General features: G+C 72.1%; 15 protein-coding genes. 8 read left to right on the forward strand and 7 right to left on the reverse strand.

Annotated features, from left to right (window positions below):
- Positions 1–14: 14 nt before the first annotated feature.
- From AB0J80_RS02540 to AB0J80_RS02550, 3 genes are all read left to right on the forward strand, one after another.
- On the forward strand, positions 15–728 hold the full coding sequence (locus tag AB0J80_RS02540) for a cytidine deaminase (protein WP_364699445.1): 714 nt from the start codon (positions 15–17) through the stop codon (positions 726–728).
- Positions 729–801: 73 nt separating this feature from the next.
- Positions 802–2,079 (forward strand): thymidine phosphorylase, encoded by a 1,278-nt coding sequence (locus AB0J80_RS02545; RefSeq protein WP_364699447.1) that lies wholly within the window; start codon positions 802–804, stop codon positions 2,077–2,079.
- Positions 2,080–2,085: 6 nt separating this feature from the next.
- Positions 2,086–2,763, forward strand: a complete 678-nt coding sequence (locus tag AB0J80_RS02550) for a DUF4272 domain-containing protein (protein ID WP_364699450.1) — start codon at positions 2,086–2,088, stop codon at positions 2,761–2,763.
- Here the strand turns inward: AB0J80_RS02550 and AB0J80_RS02555 are convergent.
- Positions 2,760–3,563: a putative RNA methyltransferase gene (locus tag AB0J80_RS02555; RefSeq protein WP_364699452.1), complete on the reverse strand. Its 804-nt coding sequence runs from the start codon at positions 3,561–3,563 to the stop codon at positions 2,760–2,762. The genes AB0J80_RS02550 and AB0J80_RS02555 overlap by 4 nt on opposite strands.
- Before the next feature lie 26 nt (positions 3,564–3,589).
- Here AB0J80_RS02555 and AB0J80_RS02560 point away from each other — a divergent pair, with 26 nt between their 5' ends.
- From AB0J80_RS02560 to AB0J80_RS02580, 5 genes are all read left to right on the forward strand, one after another.
- The gene (locus AB0J80_RS02560; protein ID WP_364699454.1) at positions 3,590–4,657 is read left to right on the forward strand and encodes an adenosine deaminase; all 1,068 of its coding nucleotides are present in this window, start codon (positions 3,590–3,592) and stop codon (positions 4,655–4,657) included.
- A 447-nt stretch (positions 4,658–5,104) separates the two neighbouring features.
- Complete coding sequence (locus AB0J80_RS02565) at positions 5,105–8,761, forward strand: sensor histidine kinase (RefSeq protein WP_364699456.1); 3,657 nt, start codon at positions 5,105–5,107, stop codon at positions 8,759–8,761.
- Positions 8,758–9,162, forward strand: a complete 405-nt coding sequence (locus AB0J80_RS02570) for a roadblock/LC7 domain-containing protein (RefSeq protein WP_014447580.1) — start codon at positions 8,758–8,760, stop codon at positions 9,160–9,162. The genes AB0J80_RS02565 and AB0J80_RS02570 overlap by 4 nt, the downstream gene beginning before the upstream one ends.
- 93 nt (positions 9,163–9,255) lie before the next feature.
- On the forward strand, positions 9,256–9,630 hold the full coding sequence (locus AB0J80_RS02575; protein WP_071807367.1) for a DUF742 domain-containing protein: 375 nt from the start codon (positions 9,256–9,258) through the stop codon (positions 9,628–9,630).
- A 1-nt stretch (position 9,631) separates the two neighbouring features.
- Complete coding sequence (locus AB0J80_RS02580; RefSeq protein WP_071807363.1) at positions 9,632–10,219, forward strand: ATP/GTP-binding protein; 588 nt, start codon at positions 9,632–9,634, stop codon at positions 10,217–10,219.
- Positions 10,220–10,428: 209 nt separating this feature from the next.
- Here the strand turns inward: AB0J80_RS02580 and AB0J80_RS02585 are convergent, their stop codons facing one another.
- The 6 genes from AB0J80_RS02585 to AB0J80_RS02610 form a co-directional block, all read right to left on the reverse strand.
- A complete protein-coding gene (locus AB0J80_RS02585) occupies positions 10,429–11,217 on the reverse strand; it encodes a GNAT family N-acetyltransferase (RefSeq protein ID WP_364699458.1) in 789 nt (262 codons plus the stop codon).
- A gap of 170 nt (positions 11,218–11,387) precedes the next feature.
- Positions 11,388–12,227, reverse strand: coding sequence for an alpha/beta hydrolase (locus AB0J80_RS02590; protein ID WP_364699460.1), 840 nt, complete (start codon positions 12,225–12,227; stop codon positions 11,388–11,390).
- A gap of 300 nt (positions 12,228–12,527) precedes the next feature.
- The gene (locus AB0J80_RS02595; protein WP_364700159.1) at positions 12,528–14,768 is read right to left on the reverse strand and encodes a transposase; all 2,241 of its coding nucleotides are present in this window, start codon (positions 14,766–14,768) and stop codon (positions 12,528–12,530) included.
- 36 nt (positions 14,769–14,804) lie between these two features.
- A complete protein-coding gene (locus AB0J80_RS02600) occupies positions 14,805–15,710 on the reverse strand; it encodes a DNA primase (RefSeq protein ID WP_364699462.1) in 906 nt (301 codons plus the stop codon).
- A 106-nt stretch (positions 15,711–15,816) separates the two neighbouring features.
- On the reverse strand, positions 15,817–16,662 hold the full coding sequence (locus tag AB0J80_RS02605) for an aldehyde dehydrogenase family protein (RefSeq protein WP_364700161.1): 846 nt from the start codon (positions 16,660–16,662) through the stop codon (positions 15,817–15,819).
- A gap of 100 nt (positions 16,663–16,762) precedes the next feature.
- The gene (locus tag AB0J80_RS02610) at positions 16,763–18,190 is read right to left on the reverse strand and encodes an aldehyde dehydrogenase family protein (protein ID WP_364700163.1); all 1,428 of its coding nucleotides are present in this window, start codon (positions 18,188–18,190) and stop codon (positions 16,763–16,765) included.

The following is an 18,190-nucleotide window of genomic DNA, read 5'->3' on the forward strand; positions in this document are numbered from 1 at the left end:
GGAGAATCAGCGCCATGGAGATCGACTGGGGGTCGCTGCGGGCTGCGGCGATCGAGGCCATGCGGCACGCGTACGCGCCCTACTCCGACTTCCCGGTCGGGGTCGCGGGGCTGGTGGACGACGGCCGGGTGGTCGTGGGGTGCAACGTCGAGAACGCCTCCTACGGCGTGGGGCTCTGTGCCGAGTGCGGGCTGGTGACGTCGTTGCACGCCACGGGCGGCGGCCGGCTCGTCGCCGTCTCGTGCGTCGACGCCACCGGGCAGCCGCTCATGCCCTGCGGACGCTGCCGCCAGCTGCTCTACGAGCACGGCGGCCCCGAGTGCCTGGTCGAGGCGGTGCCCCGGCCGCTCAAGATGGCGGAGCTGCTGCCGTACGCGTTCGGCCCCGACGACCTGGACAAGGTCACCGGGCCGGCCGCGGTGCCGGACGTGCCGGCCCAGCTGGCCCGCTGGCGAGGCCGCGGCACGGTGTTCGTGCACCCCGACCTCTCCGGCGGCGAGCAGGTCTGGACCGGTTACTGGGAGCGGTCCGGGGGCAGCCCGCAGGAGAGCGACGCCGACAAGGGCATCCTCGAGGAGGGACCGATCTTCCCGAGCGCCGCCGCGGCGGTGACCTGGGGGCGCACCCGGACGTCGCGGGTCGTCGTGGTGGACGCCGCGGGCGCGCTGTCGTGGGCCGGTGAAGGGGAACCGCCGGAAGGCATCGGCACTAGGTGGGAGCAGCAATGAGGGAGCTTGCGACCGAATCATCGGCTCAGTGCGTTGCTCGTGCAATCGCCGGAGCGCCAGCGGAGGCGATTGTATGAGCGAGTTCGCGGCCGTCGACGTGATCCGGGCGAAGCGGGACGGGCAGGCGCTGTCCGACGCGCAGATCGACTGGGTCGTCGACGCGTACACGAAGGGCGTCGTCGCGGACGAGCAGATGTCCGCCCTCGCGATGGCGATCCTGCTGCGCGGCATGACGCCGGGCGAGATCGCCCGCTGGACGGCCGCGATGATCGCCAGTGGTGAGCGGCTCGACCTGTCCGCCGTGACTCGGCCGACCGTCGACAAGCACTCCACCGGCGGCGTCGGCGACAAGATCACGCTGCCGCTGACCCCGCTGGTCGCCGCCTGCGGCGCGGCCGTGCCGCAGCTCTCCGGCCGGGGCCTGGGACACACCGGCGGCACCCTCGACAAGCTGGAGTCGGTGCCCGGCTGGCGGGCCCGGATGGGCAACGACGAGTTCGTCCGCCAGCTGCAGGACGTCGGCGCGGTCATCTGCGCCGCCGGCGAGGGACTGGCCCCGGCCGACCGCAAGCTGTACGCCCTGCGCGACGTCACCGGCACCGTCGAGGCGATCCCGCTGATCGCCAGCTCGATCATGAGCAAGAAGATCGCCGAGGGCACCGGCGCGCTGGTGCTCGACGTCAAGGTCGGCACCGGCGCCTTCATGAAGGACCTCGGCACCGCCCGCGAGCTGGCGAGCACCATGGTGGAGCTCGGCAAGGCGCACGGCGTGAACACCGTCGCGCTGCTCACCGACATGAACACCCCGCTCGGCCTCACCGTCGGCAACGCCATCGAGGTGCAGGAGTCGCTGGAGGTGCTCGCCGGCGGCGGCCCTTCCGACGTGGTCGAGCTGACCGTCGCGCTGGCCCGGGAGATGCTCGCCGCGGCCGGCATCGACGCCGACCCGGCCGCGGCCCTGAAGTCGGGGGCCGCCATGGACTCGTGGCGGGCGATGATCCGCGCCCAGGGCGGCGACCCGGACGCGCCGCTGCCGGTGGCCCGCGAGACCGAGGTGCTGCGCGCCGCCGAGGACGGCGTGGTGACCTCGGTCGACGCGCTCGGCATCGGCGTCGCGGCCTGGCGGCTGGGCGCGGGGCGGGCGCGCAAGGAGGACCCCGTGAGCTTCGGGGCCGGCATCGTGCTCAAGGTGCGGCCGGGTGACCGCGTACGGGCCGGTGATGTGCTGCTGGAGCTGCGTACCGATGAACCGGACCGGATCGCCGCGGCCCGGACCGACGCGGCCGGCGCGATCACCCTCGGGTCGCAGGCGCCCGACTCTGGGCGACTGCTGATCGACCGCATAGCCTGAGCGGTCATGAAGGCCGCCCCCGATCCCCGAGCGGTACGCGAGGCCAGCCTGGACGAGCTCACCCGGCTAGCTCTGCCGCTGCCGCCCCCTGCCTTCCCGCTGGTGTGGGAGCCGGGCGACGGCGTGGAGCTGCGCCCGACGGCCGAGCTGGAGGCGCGCGCCGCGGTGCTGCACGTGGTCGTGGCGCGGTGCTTCGGCATGCCGACCGAGGCGGCGATGAGCTGGCTGCTCAACTCTCGGCTCATGGACTTCGTCACACCGCCGGAGTGGCAGTTCGTCGTCGGTGAGAAGGGTGACCATCGCTCCTTCGTGCTGCACCACGACGCGGTGTTCGCGCTGGCGTGGCTGCTCGGCCTGAGCCGGCACCTCGACCCGACCGCGCCGCCGGAGGACCGGCTGATGCGGCAGATGCCCGACCTGCCCGGCGGGGAGCTGTTCAACGAGTGGCGGTCGCGGTCGCTGGTCGCCCCGCGGGACGCCATCGAGGCGGCGGTGCTGCTCGACCTCTACTACTGCCTGGACTGGGCGTTCCAGGAGGCCGAGAAGGACGGCGTACGGCCACCCGGGGAGGCCGACAGCAACGCCATCGGGCAGCGACGATGGGCGCTCGAGTGGGCGGTGCTGTTCGCGGGGCCGTACCACGGTGCCCCGCCGGAGTGGGAAGAGGTCGACCTCTCCGTCTAGACCGGCCGGTAGACCGCCACCTCCACGGCGACCGTGACCTGGTGCTCTCCGTCGGCCTGCGGGGCGACGTGGTGGGCGCTCGGCGTCATCCCGATCAACGTGCGCGTCCCGGCCGCGGTGAGGTGCAACGTGCGGCGGGCCGTCGTGACGCTCACCTGGGTGAAATCCGGGCCCAGGGCCTCCGCGACCCGGTCGGCCTTGTCGGGGTCCACCTTGAGCAGCCCGAAGGTGTCGATCAGCTCGGCCAGGTGGTCCGGGGCCGGGGTGACGACGACCAGGCTGCCGTCCGGCCGCAGGACCCGGCGGAACTCCGGGCCGTTGCGGGGCGCGAAGACGTCGAGGACCACCCGGGCCGAGCCGTCGGCCAGCGGCAGCGGGCGCCACAGGTCGGCGAGGGCCGCGGCGGCGCGGGGGTGGGCGCGGGCCGCTCGGCGAAGCGCCGGCTTGGAGACGTCGATGCCGAGGCCCGTGGCGGCCGGGTGCGCGTCGAGGACCTTCGCGAGGTAGCGGCCGGTGCCCGTACCGGCGTCCACGACCAGGCCGTCACCCGGGTCCGCCGCCCCGGCCAGAATCCGCGCGATGAAGTCGTAGTGCCCCTCGGCCAGGAAGGCTTCCCGGTCCGCGACCATCTCGGGAGTGTCGCCCGAATGGGGCGAACGGCCCGACGTCAGGTTCACGTACCCCTGCCGCGCGATGTCGAAGGAGTGCCCGCGGAGGCAGCGAATTGTCCGTTCATCGGCCTTGGCGAGTGTTCCGCCGCACACCGGGCACCGCAGGTACGGCAATGCTCCGTCGATCATCCGCTGCTTCCCTCTAGCATCTGCTGATGGTTGCCATCTCCCACGCCGACATCGTGAACGCCCCGAAGGCCCTCCTCCACGACCACCTCGACGGCGGGCTGCGTCCCGCGACGATCATCGAGCTGGCCGACGCCGTCGGGCACGAGCTGCCGGAGACCGATCCGGGTCGGCTGGGTGAGTGGTTCGTCGCCGCGGCGGACTCCGGGTCGCTGGAACGCTACCTGGAGACGTTCGCGCACACGGTGGCGGTGATGCAGACCGAGGAGGGGCTGCACCGGGTCGCCAAGGAGTGCGCGCTCGACCTGGCCGCCGACGGCGTCGTCTACGCCGAGATCCGGTATGCCCCCGAGCAGCACCTCGAGCGCGGGCTCACCCTCGACCAGGTGGTCGACGCCGTGCACGCCGGCTTCGCGGAGGGCTGTGCGGAGGCGGCGGCGCTGGGCCGGCGGATCCGCATCGGCACCCTGCTGACGGCCATGCGGCACGCCGCCCGCTCGCAGGAGATCGCCGAGCTGGCCGTGCGCTACCGCGACACCGGGGTCGTGGGCTTCGACATCGCCGGTGCCGAGGCCGGCTTCCCTCCCACCCGGCACCTGGACGCGTTCGAGTACCTGCAGCGGGAGAACTTCCACTTCACGATCCATGCGGGCGAGGCGTTCGGCCTGCCGTCGATCTGGCAGGCGATCCAGTGGTGCGGCGCCGACCGGTTGGGGCACGGCGTACGCATCGTCGACGACATCACCGCGGGCAAGCTGGGGCGGCTCGCGTCGTACGTGCGCGACAAGCGGATCCCCCTGGAGCTGTGCCCGTCGTCCAACGTGCAGACCGGCGCCGCCCCCTCGATCGCCGAGCACCCCATCGGCCTGCTGCACGACCTGCGCTTCCGGGTCACGGTCAACACGGACAACCGGCTGATGAGCGGCACGTCGATGTCCCGGGAGATGACGTTGCTCGCCGAGGCGTTCGGCTGGGGCTGGAGTGAGCTGCAGTGGCTTACGATCAACGCGATGAAGTCCGCGTTCATCCCGTACGACGAGCGGCTGGCCATCATCAACGACGTGATCAAGCCGGCGTACGCGAAGTTGTTGGGTTGAAGTCCCGTTTTAACCGACATGAGGGACACGGGGGTACTTTCGTCGCATGAAACTGGCGATTCGGTCAGCCGGGTCGTCCGTTCGGCCAGAGGCTCTCTACAAACACTGCATAATCCGGCATCTTGCCTTGCCCTCCGGTCATGTGCGAGCAATCGTCTGTGCTGCCGCGATCGAAGGTGGTCGGGGCCAGATCGGTACGGGCAGCGACCCCACCGCACCGACTGAAGCGAGTGACTCAAAGAGACACCCTCGTATACGAGCAGTGAGGGCCGGCCGGTGATGTTCGCCTCTTCGGACGCGACTTCGCATCACACAAACCGTCCGGGTCAGGCTGCTCTTTCTCTTTGACACTCGTCGTGATGGAATCTCGGGGGCCCGACCCGGTGAGTCGGCCGTGAGCGGTGCCCGGTGACTCGAAGGCCGGGTCCGAATCAGGAGGACGGTGACGTGAGCAAGCGCCCCCAGACGGCGAACGCTGTCATGTCGCGTCTCCGCCGGCCGGCCGGTCGGCTGCGGGATCTTCCGATCTGGTCCAAGCTCGGGCTCATCATGCTCGTGCCCACGCTGGCGACGATCATCGTCGGCACCCAGGGCCTCATGGACCACATCAACGAGGCCAGCAACGCCGAGCGCGCCCGCACGCTGTCCGTGCTGTCGCAGGCCGCCGGTGGACTCGTCGACCACCTGCAGAACGAACGCGCCTACGGCGTGATGATCGCGACCACCAAGCCGGACACGCCGGACCGTCAGGCGGCGGAGACCGCCTACACCCGCGAGCACCCGAAGGTGGACGCGGCCAAGCTGCCCTACTCGCAGCAGAAGGCCGCGCTGGACGAGATCCCGGCGCAGGTCAACACCCTGCTGGTGCGGCTGGACCGCAACCTCGAGGAGCTGCCGGGCTACCGCAGCCAGACCGCGAACGGCCAGTTCGACGCCGCCGAGGTCGAGGCCAACTACAGCCCCCTCATCGAGGACCTGCTCAACGTACGCGACGCCTCCGCGCAACTGGCGCAGGACACCGCACTGAGCAACCGCCTGCGCGTGGTCGCCGGCGTGGCCCGGTCCAAGGACTACATCTCCCAGCAGCGCGACGTCGGCCACCGGGTGCTCGGTGCCTCCGACTTCACGCCCGCGCTGCGCCGCGAGTTCCTGCTGACCGACACCGGTTACACGATCTCCGACGCTGCCATGCGGCAGGTCGCCACGAACGACGACAAGGCGCTCGTCGACCGGGTCATCAACGGCCCGGCGGCCCGGGCGGCCACCAACCTGACCAAGCCGCTGCAGAACCTCGCCGCCAACCGGTCCACCCAGATCCCGTTCAACCGGGAGTCGTGGGAGTCCGCGATGGTCGGCTACAACGAGCTGTTCCGCAACGTCGAGAACAAGCTCGACACCGAGATCGTGGGCCAGGCCACCGACATCCGCGACCGCGTGCAGCGGCGGGTCTTCATCGAGACCAGCATCCTGCTCGGCCTGCTCCTGCTCGCCATCGTCTTCGCCTGGCTGGTCGCCCGGTCGATGGCCCGCTCCCTGCGCGAGCTGCGCCAGGGCGCGCTGAACGTCGCCCAGTTCGGCCTGCCGCAGGCGGTCGAGCGGCTGCGTGACCCGGCCCTGACCGGCTCGCTCACCCCGGCCCAGGTGGCTGACCAGGTCGCCGAGCCGCTACCGGTACGCAGCCGCGACGAGTTCGGGCAGGTGACCGAGGCGTTCAACGCGGTCCACCTGGAAGCCGTCCGCACCGCGGCCGAGCAGGCCGCGCTCCGGTCCTCCGTCGCGACGATGTTCGTCAACCTCGCCCGCCGCTCGCAGATCCTGGTCGACCGGCTCATCGGTCACCTGGACCGCCTCGAGCGCGGCGAGGAGGACCCGGACCGCCTGGCCGAGCTCTTCCAGCTCGACCACCTGGCCACCCGAATGCGCCGCAACGACGAGAACCTGCTCGTTCTCGCCGGCGCCGACTCCACCCGCGTGCAGCGTGAGCCCGCTGCCCTGATCGACGTGCTCCGCGCCGCGCAGTCCGAGGTCGAGCACTACACGCGCATCGAGTTCGGCATGATCGACCGGGACATCGAGGTGGCCGCGCACGCGGTCAACGACATGGTCCACCTGGTGGCCGAGCTCTTCGACAACGCGACCGCGTTCTCCCCGCCGAACTCGCACGTCGTGGTCGAGGCCCGGCGCCTCGGCGACGGTGCGGTGCTCTCGGTCGAGGACCGCGGCATCGGCATCAGCCGTGAGCAGCTGCGCGACCTCAACGACCGGCTGGCCAACCCGCCCATGGTGGACGTGGCCGTCTCCCGGATGATGGGCCTCGTCGTGGTCGCCCGGCTGGCCAACCGGCACGGCGTCAAGGTCGAGCTCCGCCCGGCCGACACCGAGCGCGGCACGGTCGCCGACGTCGGCCTGCCGGTGGGCGTCCTCACCTCGGCGCAGACCGCCGGCCGGATCCCGGCGGGTGCCGGCTCCAACGCCCGCGTCGAGCAGTCGGCCCGCCCGGCGTTCGCCGAGGCGCCGCTGGCGCTCGAGAGCGGTGCCAACGGCCGTGGTTTCAACGGCGGCCGCCCGTTCGACCCGAACCCGCCGATGCCCTCGGGCGGCATGCTCGGCACGGGTGGCGGCCGCTCGGCGCCGGCCTGGTCCGACCTGACCGGTGCGCCGTCCAACGGCTTCGACCAGCCGAACGGCTTCGGCGGCAGCACCAACGGCTTCGGTGGCGGTGGCGCCAACGGTTTCGGTGGCCAAGGCGGCTTCACCAACGGCTCCGGCAGCGCGAACGGCTTCCACGGCCCGCGCAGCAACGAGCCGATCCCGCCGCTGCCCCAGTCCGGCCCGCAGGGCTTCGCCGGTGGCGACGGCCTGCCGCAGCGCCGCAACGGCGAGGCGTACAGGCCGGAGGACACCGGTTCCTTCGGGCACACCATCCCGCGCCAGCTTCCGCCGAGCCCGGAGACGCAGGGTCGCTCGCCGTTCGTGCCGCCCGTGTCGGCGCCCCCGGTGCCGCCGGTCTCCGCGCCGCCGGTGCCGTCCGCCCCGCCGTTCGGCGGTGGACGCCCGGTGTCGTCGCCGCCCGTGTCCGGCCCGCCGACCTCGGCCCCGCCGAGCACCAGCCGGCCGCACTCGGCGCCGCCCGCCGCGAACCCGCCGGCCTGGCCGCCGGTCTCCGCGGAACGCGAGCAGGCCACCCCGCACGTCCCGGAGAGCCTCGCGGCCGCCCTGGACATGACGGCGGAGCTTCCCCGCTACCGCGCGGAGCGTGCCGGCTCCGGGGCCCAGCCGCAGGTGGCGCGCCCGACCAACCCGCAGAACGCGACGCCGCCGCCGGCGTCGCAGAGCGAGGCCGAGCGGTCCGCCGCTGCCGCCGCCGCGGCCCACGAGGCGGCGACCCAGCAGGCCGCGGCCGCCCAGGCGACCGCCGCCGCGCAGATCGCCGCCGCGCAGGCCGCCGCCCGCCAGCGGGCCGCGGGCGACGGGCAGTCGCAGTTCGCGGACGAGACGATGGAGCTGCCGATCTTCCGGGAGCTCGAGTCGGCCTGGTTCACGACCGCGCGGCCCAGCGAGCCCCGGACCACGGAGCCGCGGACCACCGAGCCCAAGCCGGCCGACACCCCGTCCGCCGCGCAGGCCGACGTCGTCAGCGCGCAGCGGTTCTCGACGGGCGAGCCGGCCCGCTCGGGTGGCGTGCCCCAGCAGGCACCGTCCCCCGAGACGCGCACGGCCGACCGTGACCCGGCTCCCGTCGGCGCCGGCGCAGCCAATGGAGCGGCCGCCGCCAACGGCACCTCCGTGGGCGGTCCGGTCAGCCCCTGGCAGACCGCGGCAGACGAGGGCTGGCAGGCCGCGCGCAAGGCCGCCGAGATGCCGGTGGAGACCACGACGACGGCCGGTCTGCCGCGCCGTACGCCGATGGCACAGCTCGTCCCGGGTGGCGTCGACCGGGCCGAGACCTCCGTTCAACGCCGCACTCCCGAGGCGGTCCGTGGGCTTCTGTCCGCGTACCACCGTGGGGTGCAGCGGGGTCGCACGAAGGATCAATCGACCAACCCGGAGGAGACTCCGGGAGGGCAGCAGTCCTCGCAGGCTGGCAAGGAGCATGAGGCATGACAAGTACGCAGGATCTGGGTTGGCTCCTCGCCAACTTTGCCGACCGCGTTCCCGGTGTGGCGCACGCAATCGCGGTCTCCGCCGACGGTCTGCTGCTCGCGGCCTCGCGGGACCTTCCCCGGGACCGTGCCGACCAGCTGGCGGCCATCGCCTCCGGCCTGGTCAGCCTGACCCAGGGAGCGGCGCGCTGCTTCGAGGGCGGTGCGGTGCTGCAGACGGTCGTCGAGATGGACAACGGGTTCCTCTTCCTGATGTCGATCTCGGACGGCTCGTCGTTCGCCGTGCTCGCCGCGCGCAGCTGCGACGTCGGCCAGGTGGGCTACGAGATGGCGCTGCTGGTCGACCGCGTGGGCGAGGCTCTGACGCCGGCGCCGCGCTCGGCGGCCGGAGTGCTCGGCTGAACGGATGGTGGACCGGATCCGTCCGGTATCTGTCCAAAACCTTGACAAGCACGGGACACTTCTATGGGCCAAGGGATGGGGTGAGCGGTGACGATGCCCGAACGCGATGAGCCGACCGGCGCACTGGTCAGACCGTACGCCGTGACCCGTGGCCGGACCCGGCCCAAGCTTGAGATCGCACTGGAAGCGCTCGTTGAGACCACCGTCCGCGGCCGTTCCACCGGTACGGGTCGGGGCGGCAGCGAACACCAGTACATCGCGGCGATGTGTGACGGCGGCAGAGTTCAGTCGCTGGCCGAGATCGCCGCACGCATGCAACTACCGCTCGGGGTAGCTCGAGTGATCGTCGCCGACATGGCCCACGACGGCCTGGTGGCGGTCTACGAGCCGACATCGCTGGAGGATGAGACCGATGCGGTGGGTACGGAACTGCTGGAAAGGGTGCTGAGTGGACTTCGCAGGCTCTGACATGGCGCGCCGGCCGACCGCCGGACGTGTGACATCGGCGAAGATTGTCATCGCCGGCGGGTTCGGCGTCGGTAAGACGACGCTGGTGGGCTCGGTCTCGGAGATCACCCCGCTGACCACCGAGGCCATCATGACCTCCGCCGGCGTGGGCGTCGACGACAACCGGCAGGTGCCGGGCAAGACGACGACCACGGTGGCGATGGACTTCGGCCGCATCAGCATCGACCGGGACCTGATCCTGTACCTGTTCGGCACGCCGGGCCAGACACGCTTCTGGTTCATGTGGGACGAACTGGTCCGGGGCGCCATCGGTGCCGTGGTCATGGTGGACACGCGCCGGCTCGCCGACTGCTTCGCCGCCATCGACTTCTTCGAGCACCGACGGCTGCCGTACCTGGTCGCCATCAACTGCTTCGACGGCATGCAGTACCACAACGCGCAGGACGTCCGCGACGCGCTCGCGATCTCCAGCGACGTCCCCGTGGTCAGCTGCGACGCCCGCAACCGCGAGTCGACGAAGAACGTACTCATCTCGCTCGTCGAGTACGTCCTGACGATGCGCCGCTCGCGCGCGGTCGCTCCGGCCTGACGCTCCGTCGAAGGTCCCGCTCTGCACGCCAGAGCGGGACTTTTGCATGCCTGATGGTCACAGGGCGGCGCGTAGGTCCCACGCTTGCCATCCATGGCCCGCCGTCTGCCGCCGTTGCCCGGCGGGGATAGTGCCTGGTGCCTGGCCGGTTCGGCTGATCCTGCATGGTCCGGGCCCACGGCCTCGTTCGGCATGTCGGGGCTTCCCGTTCACTGCCGGGGCGTCCACTGGTAGTGCGTCGAGATGGCGATCTCGTGGAAGCCGCACCCGCGCAGGATGGGCGCGCTGGCCGAGGACGCGTCGACGTGCAGCAGCCGGAAGCCGCGGGCGACGGCCTCCCGGGCCCGGGCAGCGATCATGGCGCGGTAGAGCCCCCGTCCCCGCCAATCCGGCAGAGTCGCACCGCCGAGCAGCGCCACGAAGTCAGTGCCGGGGCAGTATTCCACCAGGGCAATGCAGACGAACCGGTCACCGGCCTCGGCGGCCAGGATGGTGATCTGGTCGGGATCAGCCGACACGCGGGCGGCTAGGTCGGCCGCGACCCAGGAGCAGTCCTGTCCCAGCGCCTCGCTCTGCTGATCGGCCAAGCGGCGCAGGTCCTCGGCCGAGCTGATGCGCCGCAGTACGACGCCGTCGGGCAGAACCGGATCGGCGGCCACCTCCTCGGCGAAGCCGAGCAGCACCGTCGCCGGATCCCCGGCTACGAACCCGGCCGCGACCAGACGCTCAGGAAGCTCTACGGGCAGGTCGTGCGAGCGAACCTTCCACTCGACGCCCTGGCCGCGGGCCCGGAAGTAGTCCCGCTGCCGGGCGATCAGGCGGTCAAGCTCGGCGCTGGTGACGCCGGCATCGCGCGGCGCCCGGATACGCCCGACATGCCCGCCGACGATCCGCAGGAGTGGACCGTCGTACTCGTAGGTCATCCCGGTGGGGACGGCGCCGGTCGGTACGCGCATCTGCGCGTCGTAGGCGGCCAGGAGGGCGTCGGTATCGACCATGGCCACACGGTGCCAGATGAGCGCTATCAGGGCGTGCAACGCTCTGCACCCTCAGGCGCACGCCGACAGCTGTCCCGGGGTGGTGCGGGCGGTCGCTCCCTGGCCGGCTGGTGTGGACGGCCGGCGGATGTTCGGCCCGGTGCCCGGCGCCGCGGGTCGGCTCGGCCGGTTCAGCCGGTGGGGCCGATCTGCCTCTTCACCGCGGCGCGGAATGACGTACGGAACTGGTCGGGTGCCTCCCGCCAGGGGAAGTGCCCGGCGTTCGGAATGATGACGACCTCGCAGTCGAGGCTTGCTCCCAGTCGCCTCAGCGCGTCGGCAGGACGGCTGTCGCCCTCCCCACCGATGATCATCGAGCCGGCCGGTAGCAGCTCGCGTAGTTCGGGTACGTGGGCTTCCAGCGGGTCGGCCTTCGTTGCGGCACTCAGCTGGGCGTTCATCGCATAGTTGATCGGTCGTAGGGTGCGGGCCGAGGTGAGCGCCCACTCCCAAGCCCGGCTTCGGTCGGCGTGATCGGTGCACCACGACAGCGTCAGGAAGTCGATTTCCTCGCCGTCGGTGCGCGCTTCGATCGCCTCGAGCTCGTCGAGTCTGGCCTGCTGCTCGGCGGTGCGTCGCTCTCGCTGTGCCGCTTGGTCCGCTTGGCGCCAGCCGCCCACGAAGGGTCCGGCGAGCTGGACCAGCCCGGCCACGCGGTCGGGGTGGGTGAGCAGGAAATGACTCGCCAGGTTGGTGCCGAAGGAGTGTCCCACCAGGACGGCCTTGTCGTGACCCCATGCGTCCAGCAACAACGCCAGGTCGTGCAGGTGGCGGGTCAGCGTGTGCTTCCCCTTCCACGTTGATCCGCCCGTGCCCCGCTGGTCATAGCGATGGACGATGCACATGTCGTCGATCATGTCGGAGACCGGGGACAGATAGTCGGGTACGCCTGGACCGCCGTGGATCAGAACGACGGGAAGCTCACGAGGCCACCTTGTCGGCGGTCCACGTCCGCAGCCGGGCGCCGTCATCCAGTTCGATCATGGCTGACGTCATCCGGGAAGCGTATTTCGGCCGCCGATGCGTTGGTAGCTGCGGTGGGCTGAGCGAGCCGCTGCGCCACGAAACCCCGCTGCCGGCTGGGCGAGTACCAGCCTCGGAGGCTAAGCCTTCCAGGAGTCGCTCAGTCCACGAAGAGCGGGTGTCGCCGACCTCTGCCGGGCGTCCAGCCTGCGCTGCGACAAGGCGGGCCACCCGCATATCAGCGAACCGGATCGCAGCGAGCGGAAGATCGGCCGCGGCCGGCCGCTCCAGACCTTCGGGCGACCAGCTCAGCGACCCGGGAAGCCCGCGTTCCGGTAGTCCTCGGACTCCTGCCCGTCCCGGCTGAAGTCCCAGCCTCCGGCCGACTCGCGCCCGGGCCGCCCGCCGATCGCGTAGCCGCCGATCTCCTGGCCTCGGCGCCAGCCGCGGAAGTAGCCCGTCGTGTGCGCGGCGATGCTTGCCGCGTCGCGGACGATGCGGAGGGGGCGTTCTTCGCGCAGGGGTGAGCCCGGGACGAGGTTGGCCTGAGGCACTCGCTTGGGGAGGCCTGCCGAGGTCTCGGCGGCGACCGCCGGGGCCGCGGCCTTCTCGGCGGCGCGCCAGCCGGTGTCCATCGGGCTGGTCCAGTCCAGGTCTGCCGGGGAGGACGACTCGTCGTGACCGGTGAACCAGGCGGAGCGGGCCGCCGCGAAGATCAGGAGGTCGCCGTCGCCCTCTGCGGGGACCGGGGGGGTCGTGCTGCGGTCGAGGGCGGTGAGCGTCGGGGCCGTGCGGCGGGCGGTGAGGCGGCCGGCGCGGCCGTTGCGGTCGTCGACCAGGCGCAGGGGCGGGGGGTCGGTGACGGCGGTGACGTCCGGCGGGGTGTTCTCGAGGCCGCCCAGGCCCGACTCGACCAGGCGCAGGGCCGGCGGCTCCTTGGGCATGTCCTGCCACGGGGGCTTGACCCGGCCGTCGGCGGGCGGGCTGCTCACCGCGGCGGCCGGCGGGGTGGCTGCGTCGTCGGTGTTGAGCAGGGGCCAGTTGGCGCGGGAGCCCGGTTCCGGGGTGTCGGAGGTCGAGCGCTGGATGGGCATGGGCAGCGAGTAGTCCGTCGCGCCGTTCGAGGTGCGGGAGCTCGGGGGGATGACCGTGCGCTGGCGTTCGGCTCGGGCGCTGCTCATGGCGGCGTTGGTCAGGGTGGGGCGGAAGGGCTGACCCGCGTCGGCCGGGGGGACCGAGGACGGGCGGGAGCCCGGCGTGATGGGGGTCATGCCCGGCGGGGGCGGCGGCACCGAGACGGGGCGGCTCGCCGGGTCGGGGGTGCGGGTCGGGAGGCTCGCTGCCGGGGCTACCGGCGGCGGCGTGACCGGGCGCGGGGCCAGCGGCGGCGGCATGACCGGCTCCGGGGCGACCGGCGGGGTGGTCAGGGGCCGGGGCGTGACCGGGCCGTTGCCCGCGGCGGCGGGTTCGGGGCGGCCGCGGCGGCCGATGCGCGTGTCGCCGGCGCGGGCCGGGACGCCGGAGGAGGGGCGGGTCGGGAGACCGGAGGCCGGCCGGGTGGGAAGGGCCGAGGAGGTGTCCGGGTCGGCGGCGCGGCGGGAACCGGCCTGGCGACGGCCGGCCACGCCGGTGGTGGCCTGCTGGCTGACGCGGGCGGCGAGCGTGCCGATCAGGGCCTCGCACGCGGAGTCGCAGGAGCGGACGGCGGCGAGCGCGTGGCGGACGGCATCGGCGGCGGCCGGGGCGAGAGCCTTGTTGACGCCGCCGCGGCGGGGCGACTCGCTGATCGCCACGAGCAGCGCGGTGACGGCCGAGACGACCTGGTCCTCGGTGCCGGCGCCGGCGCGGGTGAGCTCGGCGGCGACCTCCTCGGCGATCTGCTGCGGGTCCTTGCCGCGGGCGGTCAGGCGCCCGGGCTCGGGCACCGCGTCGAGCACAGCGAGGGCAAGCGGGTGGGCGGGATCCGGGTACGCCCGCAGCGCCGCCGGATACAGCTCGCGAAGCACCTCGCGCAGGGCGATGGAGGCGGAGTAGCGCCCGTTGAGCATCGCGATGTGGGCGGCGAGCACGGGCTTGTAGCTGACCAGCTCGCGGGGCGCCGGGATGGTGACGGCCGCGATTGCACCGGCCTGCAGTGCGCGGGCGAGGCCGACGGCGCGGCGGGCCGCCGGCGGTGCGGCGATCTCCTCGGGGGAGTCGTCGTCGCAGAAGCGCTCGGCGAAGTCGTCGGCGGTGTCGTCGTCGGCGACCACGAGGGGGCGTCCGGCGGCGGTCAACAGCGAGGTGACCATGTGGTCGTCGCTGTCCGCGGCCACCGCAGCCTCGGCGAACCCGCTGGTCCGCTCCACGAGCAGCATCCCCAGCTGGGCGTACCCGGCTGGGTCGTCGCTGACCTCGTGGACGCCGAGCAGCCGCCCCGCGTCGTCCACCACGGCGATGGTCAGGGCCGACCCGGCCGAAGCCGATCGCACCGTCTCATCAGCCGACGCCAGACCGCAGTACACGCGCACGAGCGCCACGGCGTCGTCCTCCTCCCCGGGTGACCTCATCGCTTCGACCAAGGACTGATGGTCCCTGGTGAGGGGTCAGTCGCGCCAGTCCACAGCGGCAGAGATCTTGCCGATTACCGAGCGCCATCCCAGACTCGCCTGCTGCGCCCCGATTTTACGGAGCTTGCGACGACCGAAGAAACCGCCCATTCCGCCACTTTCCGCGGACCGCAGGGACTCGTCCAGGTCGTCGAGCGGCGAGCCCGGCGCCAGTGCCAGGATCACCGACTTCAGCCTCAGCGCGTGGCCCAGGTCGCGGGCCACCTCGCCGGCTGCGATGAGCAGCGGCAGGTCCCATGTGTCGTGACCGCCGCGCAGGTTCTCCACCACGAGGTCCAGCTCGTAGCGATCCTCCGGCAGCGGGTCGACGTCGGACGACTGTACCCGCTCGGCCACAGTGGCCCAGGTGTCGAGTTGTGCGAGGTCGTGCGGAGCACCCGATTGAATGAAGGAGACCAGCGATTCGGGGGTCTTGAAAGCCAGCAGTTTGCCGCGGTGGCTCAGGAAGATCGGCACTTCCTCGTCGTCCGCCTGCTGCGCGGCCTCGTCCGATTCGTCGTCTTTGAAGTCCTCCGGGTCGGGCTCCTCGACGATCTCGCCGTCCTCGTTGCGCAGCGACCCGCCGGACTTGCGGTCCTTGGGGTCGGCCTCGCCCTCGGCGACCAGCGCGGCGAACTCCTCGTCGACGATCACTTCCTCGTCCTCGGCGGCGCGCGCGGCCGCCGCGCGCTCCCGCGCCTCGAACGGGTCGTCCTCGTCGGCCTCGATCTCGGTGGGGGTGAGCTCCGAGGCCGTCCTGTACGCCCGCAGCGTCAGCGCGACGCCACCCGGCATGGCGATCTCCACCGGGGAGACGCGGACCTCGTCCCAGAGCGCGCGGCCGGATCGGCCCTGGCTGGCCGACGAGGTTTCTGCGGCCTCTTCGGGCGTCTGGCTGGCCACGGTGACCTCCGGGTTGGTTCTCGCAAGCTGTTCGGATGGGTGAGTCAGGGCACACCTTAGTATTCGGACCTGGACGCGGGCCGACCGCGTCCCCACTCGCCGTGGCTCAGAAGCCCTTCGGGTGCCAGACGGTCTTCGTCTCGAGCAGTGCGGTCATCGCACCGAGGCCCGGGTCGGAGGCGAAGTCGAGCTCCTCGGCGGGTGGGCGTACGACTCGCTTGAGGCTGCCGGCGGCGGACCGCTCGAGCTCGGCGGCGAGCGCCGGATCGGTCACCCCGGTGAGATCGAGCGCGTTCACGTCGTCGTGGGACGCCAACCACGGGGCCGTCTCCGCGGCGTGCCCCGTGAGGATGTTCACCACTCCGCCCGGCACGTCGGACGTGGCCAGCACCTCGGCGAGAGTGATGGCGGCCTGCGGGGCGGCGACCAGCACCACGACTGTGTTGCCGGTGACGATGGCCGGCGCGATGACGCTGACGAGGCCGAGGAAGGACGGCGGCGCGACCACCGCGACGACGCCGGTGGGCTCCGGCGCGGAGATGTTGAAGAACGGGCCGGCTACCGGGTTGGCGCCGCCGTGCACCTGGGCGATCTTGTCGGCCCAGCCCGCGTACCAGACCCAGCGGTCGACGGCGGCTTCCACCTCGGCGGCCGGGACACCGCGGGCGACGAACTCCGCGTGCCGGGCCTCCAGCATCTCGGCGACCCGGTAGAGCACCTGGCCGCGGTTGTAGGCGGTGGCCCCGGCCCACTTGGGCTGCGCCTTGCGGGCTGCGAGAACGGCGTCCCGCGCGTCCTTGCGGGAGGCGAGCGCCACGTTGTCGCCGTCCACGAGATAGGTCCGTCCTGATTCGCTGCGCGGGAACGCCCCGCCGATGAACAGCTTGTAGGTCTTGCGTACGGCCAGGCGGCCGGCCGGAGCCGGCGGGGCGACGGGCGCGACGGCCGGCACGCTCGCGGAGGCGCCCGCCTTGACCGGCGACGACCTCCGGACCGCGACGGCCTTCCCGGCCGCTGCGGGGGCGGTCTTGCGCGAGCGGGACGAGGAAGACTCAGGCAAGGTACGCCTCCAGGCCGTGCCGGCCGCCCTCACGGCCGTAACCGGACTCCTTGTAGCCGCCGAACGGCGACGTCGGATCGAACTTGTTGAACGTGTTGGCCCACACCACCCCGGCGCGGAGCTTGTCGGCGACGGCGAGGATCTGCGAGCCCTTCTCGGTCCAGATGCCGGCGGACAGCCCGTACGGGGTGTTGTTGGCCTTCTCGACCGCCTCGGCCGGGGTGCGGAAGGTGAGCACCGACAGAACCGGGCCGAAGATCTCCTCACGGGCGATCCGGTGCGCCTGGGTGACGCCGGTGAAGATCGTCGGGGCGAACCAGAAGCCCTGCGCCGGCAGCGTGCACGGCGGGGACCAGCGCTCGGCGCCCTCCTCGGCGCCGATGTCGGACAGCGTACGGATGCGCTCGAGCTGCTCCGCCGAGTTGATCGCGCCGATGTCGGTGTTCTTGTCCAGGGGGTCGCCGACGCGCAGCGTGGCCATCCGGCGCTTGAGGGACTCGAGCACCTCGTCGTAGATCGACTCCTGGATGAGCAGCCGGGAGCCGGCGCAGCACACGTGACCCTGATTGAAGAAGATGCCGTTGACGATGCCCTCGACGGCCTGGTCGATCGGGGCGTCGTCGAAGACGATGTTGGCCGCCTTGCCGCCCAGCTCCAGCGTGAGCCGCTTGCGGGTGCCGGCGACCGAGCGGGCGATCTGCCGGCCGACCTCGGTGGAGCCGGTGAACGCCACCTTGTCGACGCCGGGGTGCTCGACCAGCGTGCGGCCGGTCTCGCCGGCGCCGGTGACGATGTTGACGACGCCGGGGGGCAGGTCGGCCTGGCGGCAGACGTCGGCGAAGAACAGCGCCGAGAGCGGGGTGGTCTCGGCCGGCTTGAGCACCACGGTGTTGCCGGTGGCCAGCGCCGGGGCGATCTTCCAGGCCAGCATCAGCATCGGGAAGTTCCAGGGGATGACCTGGGCGGCGACGCCGAGCGGGCGCGGGTCCTCGCCGAAGCCCGCGTACTTCAGCTTGTCGGCCCAGCCCGCGTAGTAGAAGAAGTGGGCCGCGACGAGCGGGAGGTCGACGTCGCGGGACTCCCGGATCGGCTTGCCGTTGTCGAGCGACTCGAGGACGGCCAGCTCGCGGGAGCGCTCCTGGATGATGCGGGCGATCCGGAACAGGTACTTGGCGCGCTCGGCGCCGGGCAGCGCGGACCAGGGCCCGAACGCACGCCGGGCGGCGGCCACCGCCCGGTCCACGTCCTCGGGGCCGGCGGTGGAGACCTCGGCGAGGACCTCCTCGGTGGCCGGGTTGACGGTCTTGAAGACCCCGCCGGAGGAGGCGGGCGGGACGAACTCGCCGTCGATGAAGAGACCGTACGAGGGTGCGATGTCGACGACCGAGCGGGACTCGGGCGCGGGAGCGTATTCGAACAT

The sequence above is a fragment of the Actinoplanes sp. NPDC049548 genome (genome assembly GCF_040676695.1).
Taxonomy (GTDB): Bacteria; Actinomycetota; Actinomycetes; order Mycobacteriales; family Micromonosporaceae; genus Actinoplanes.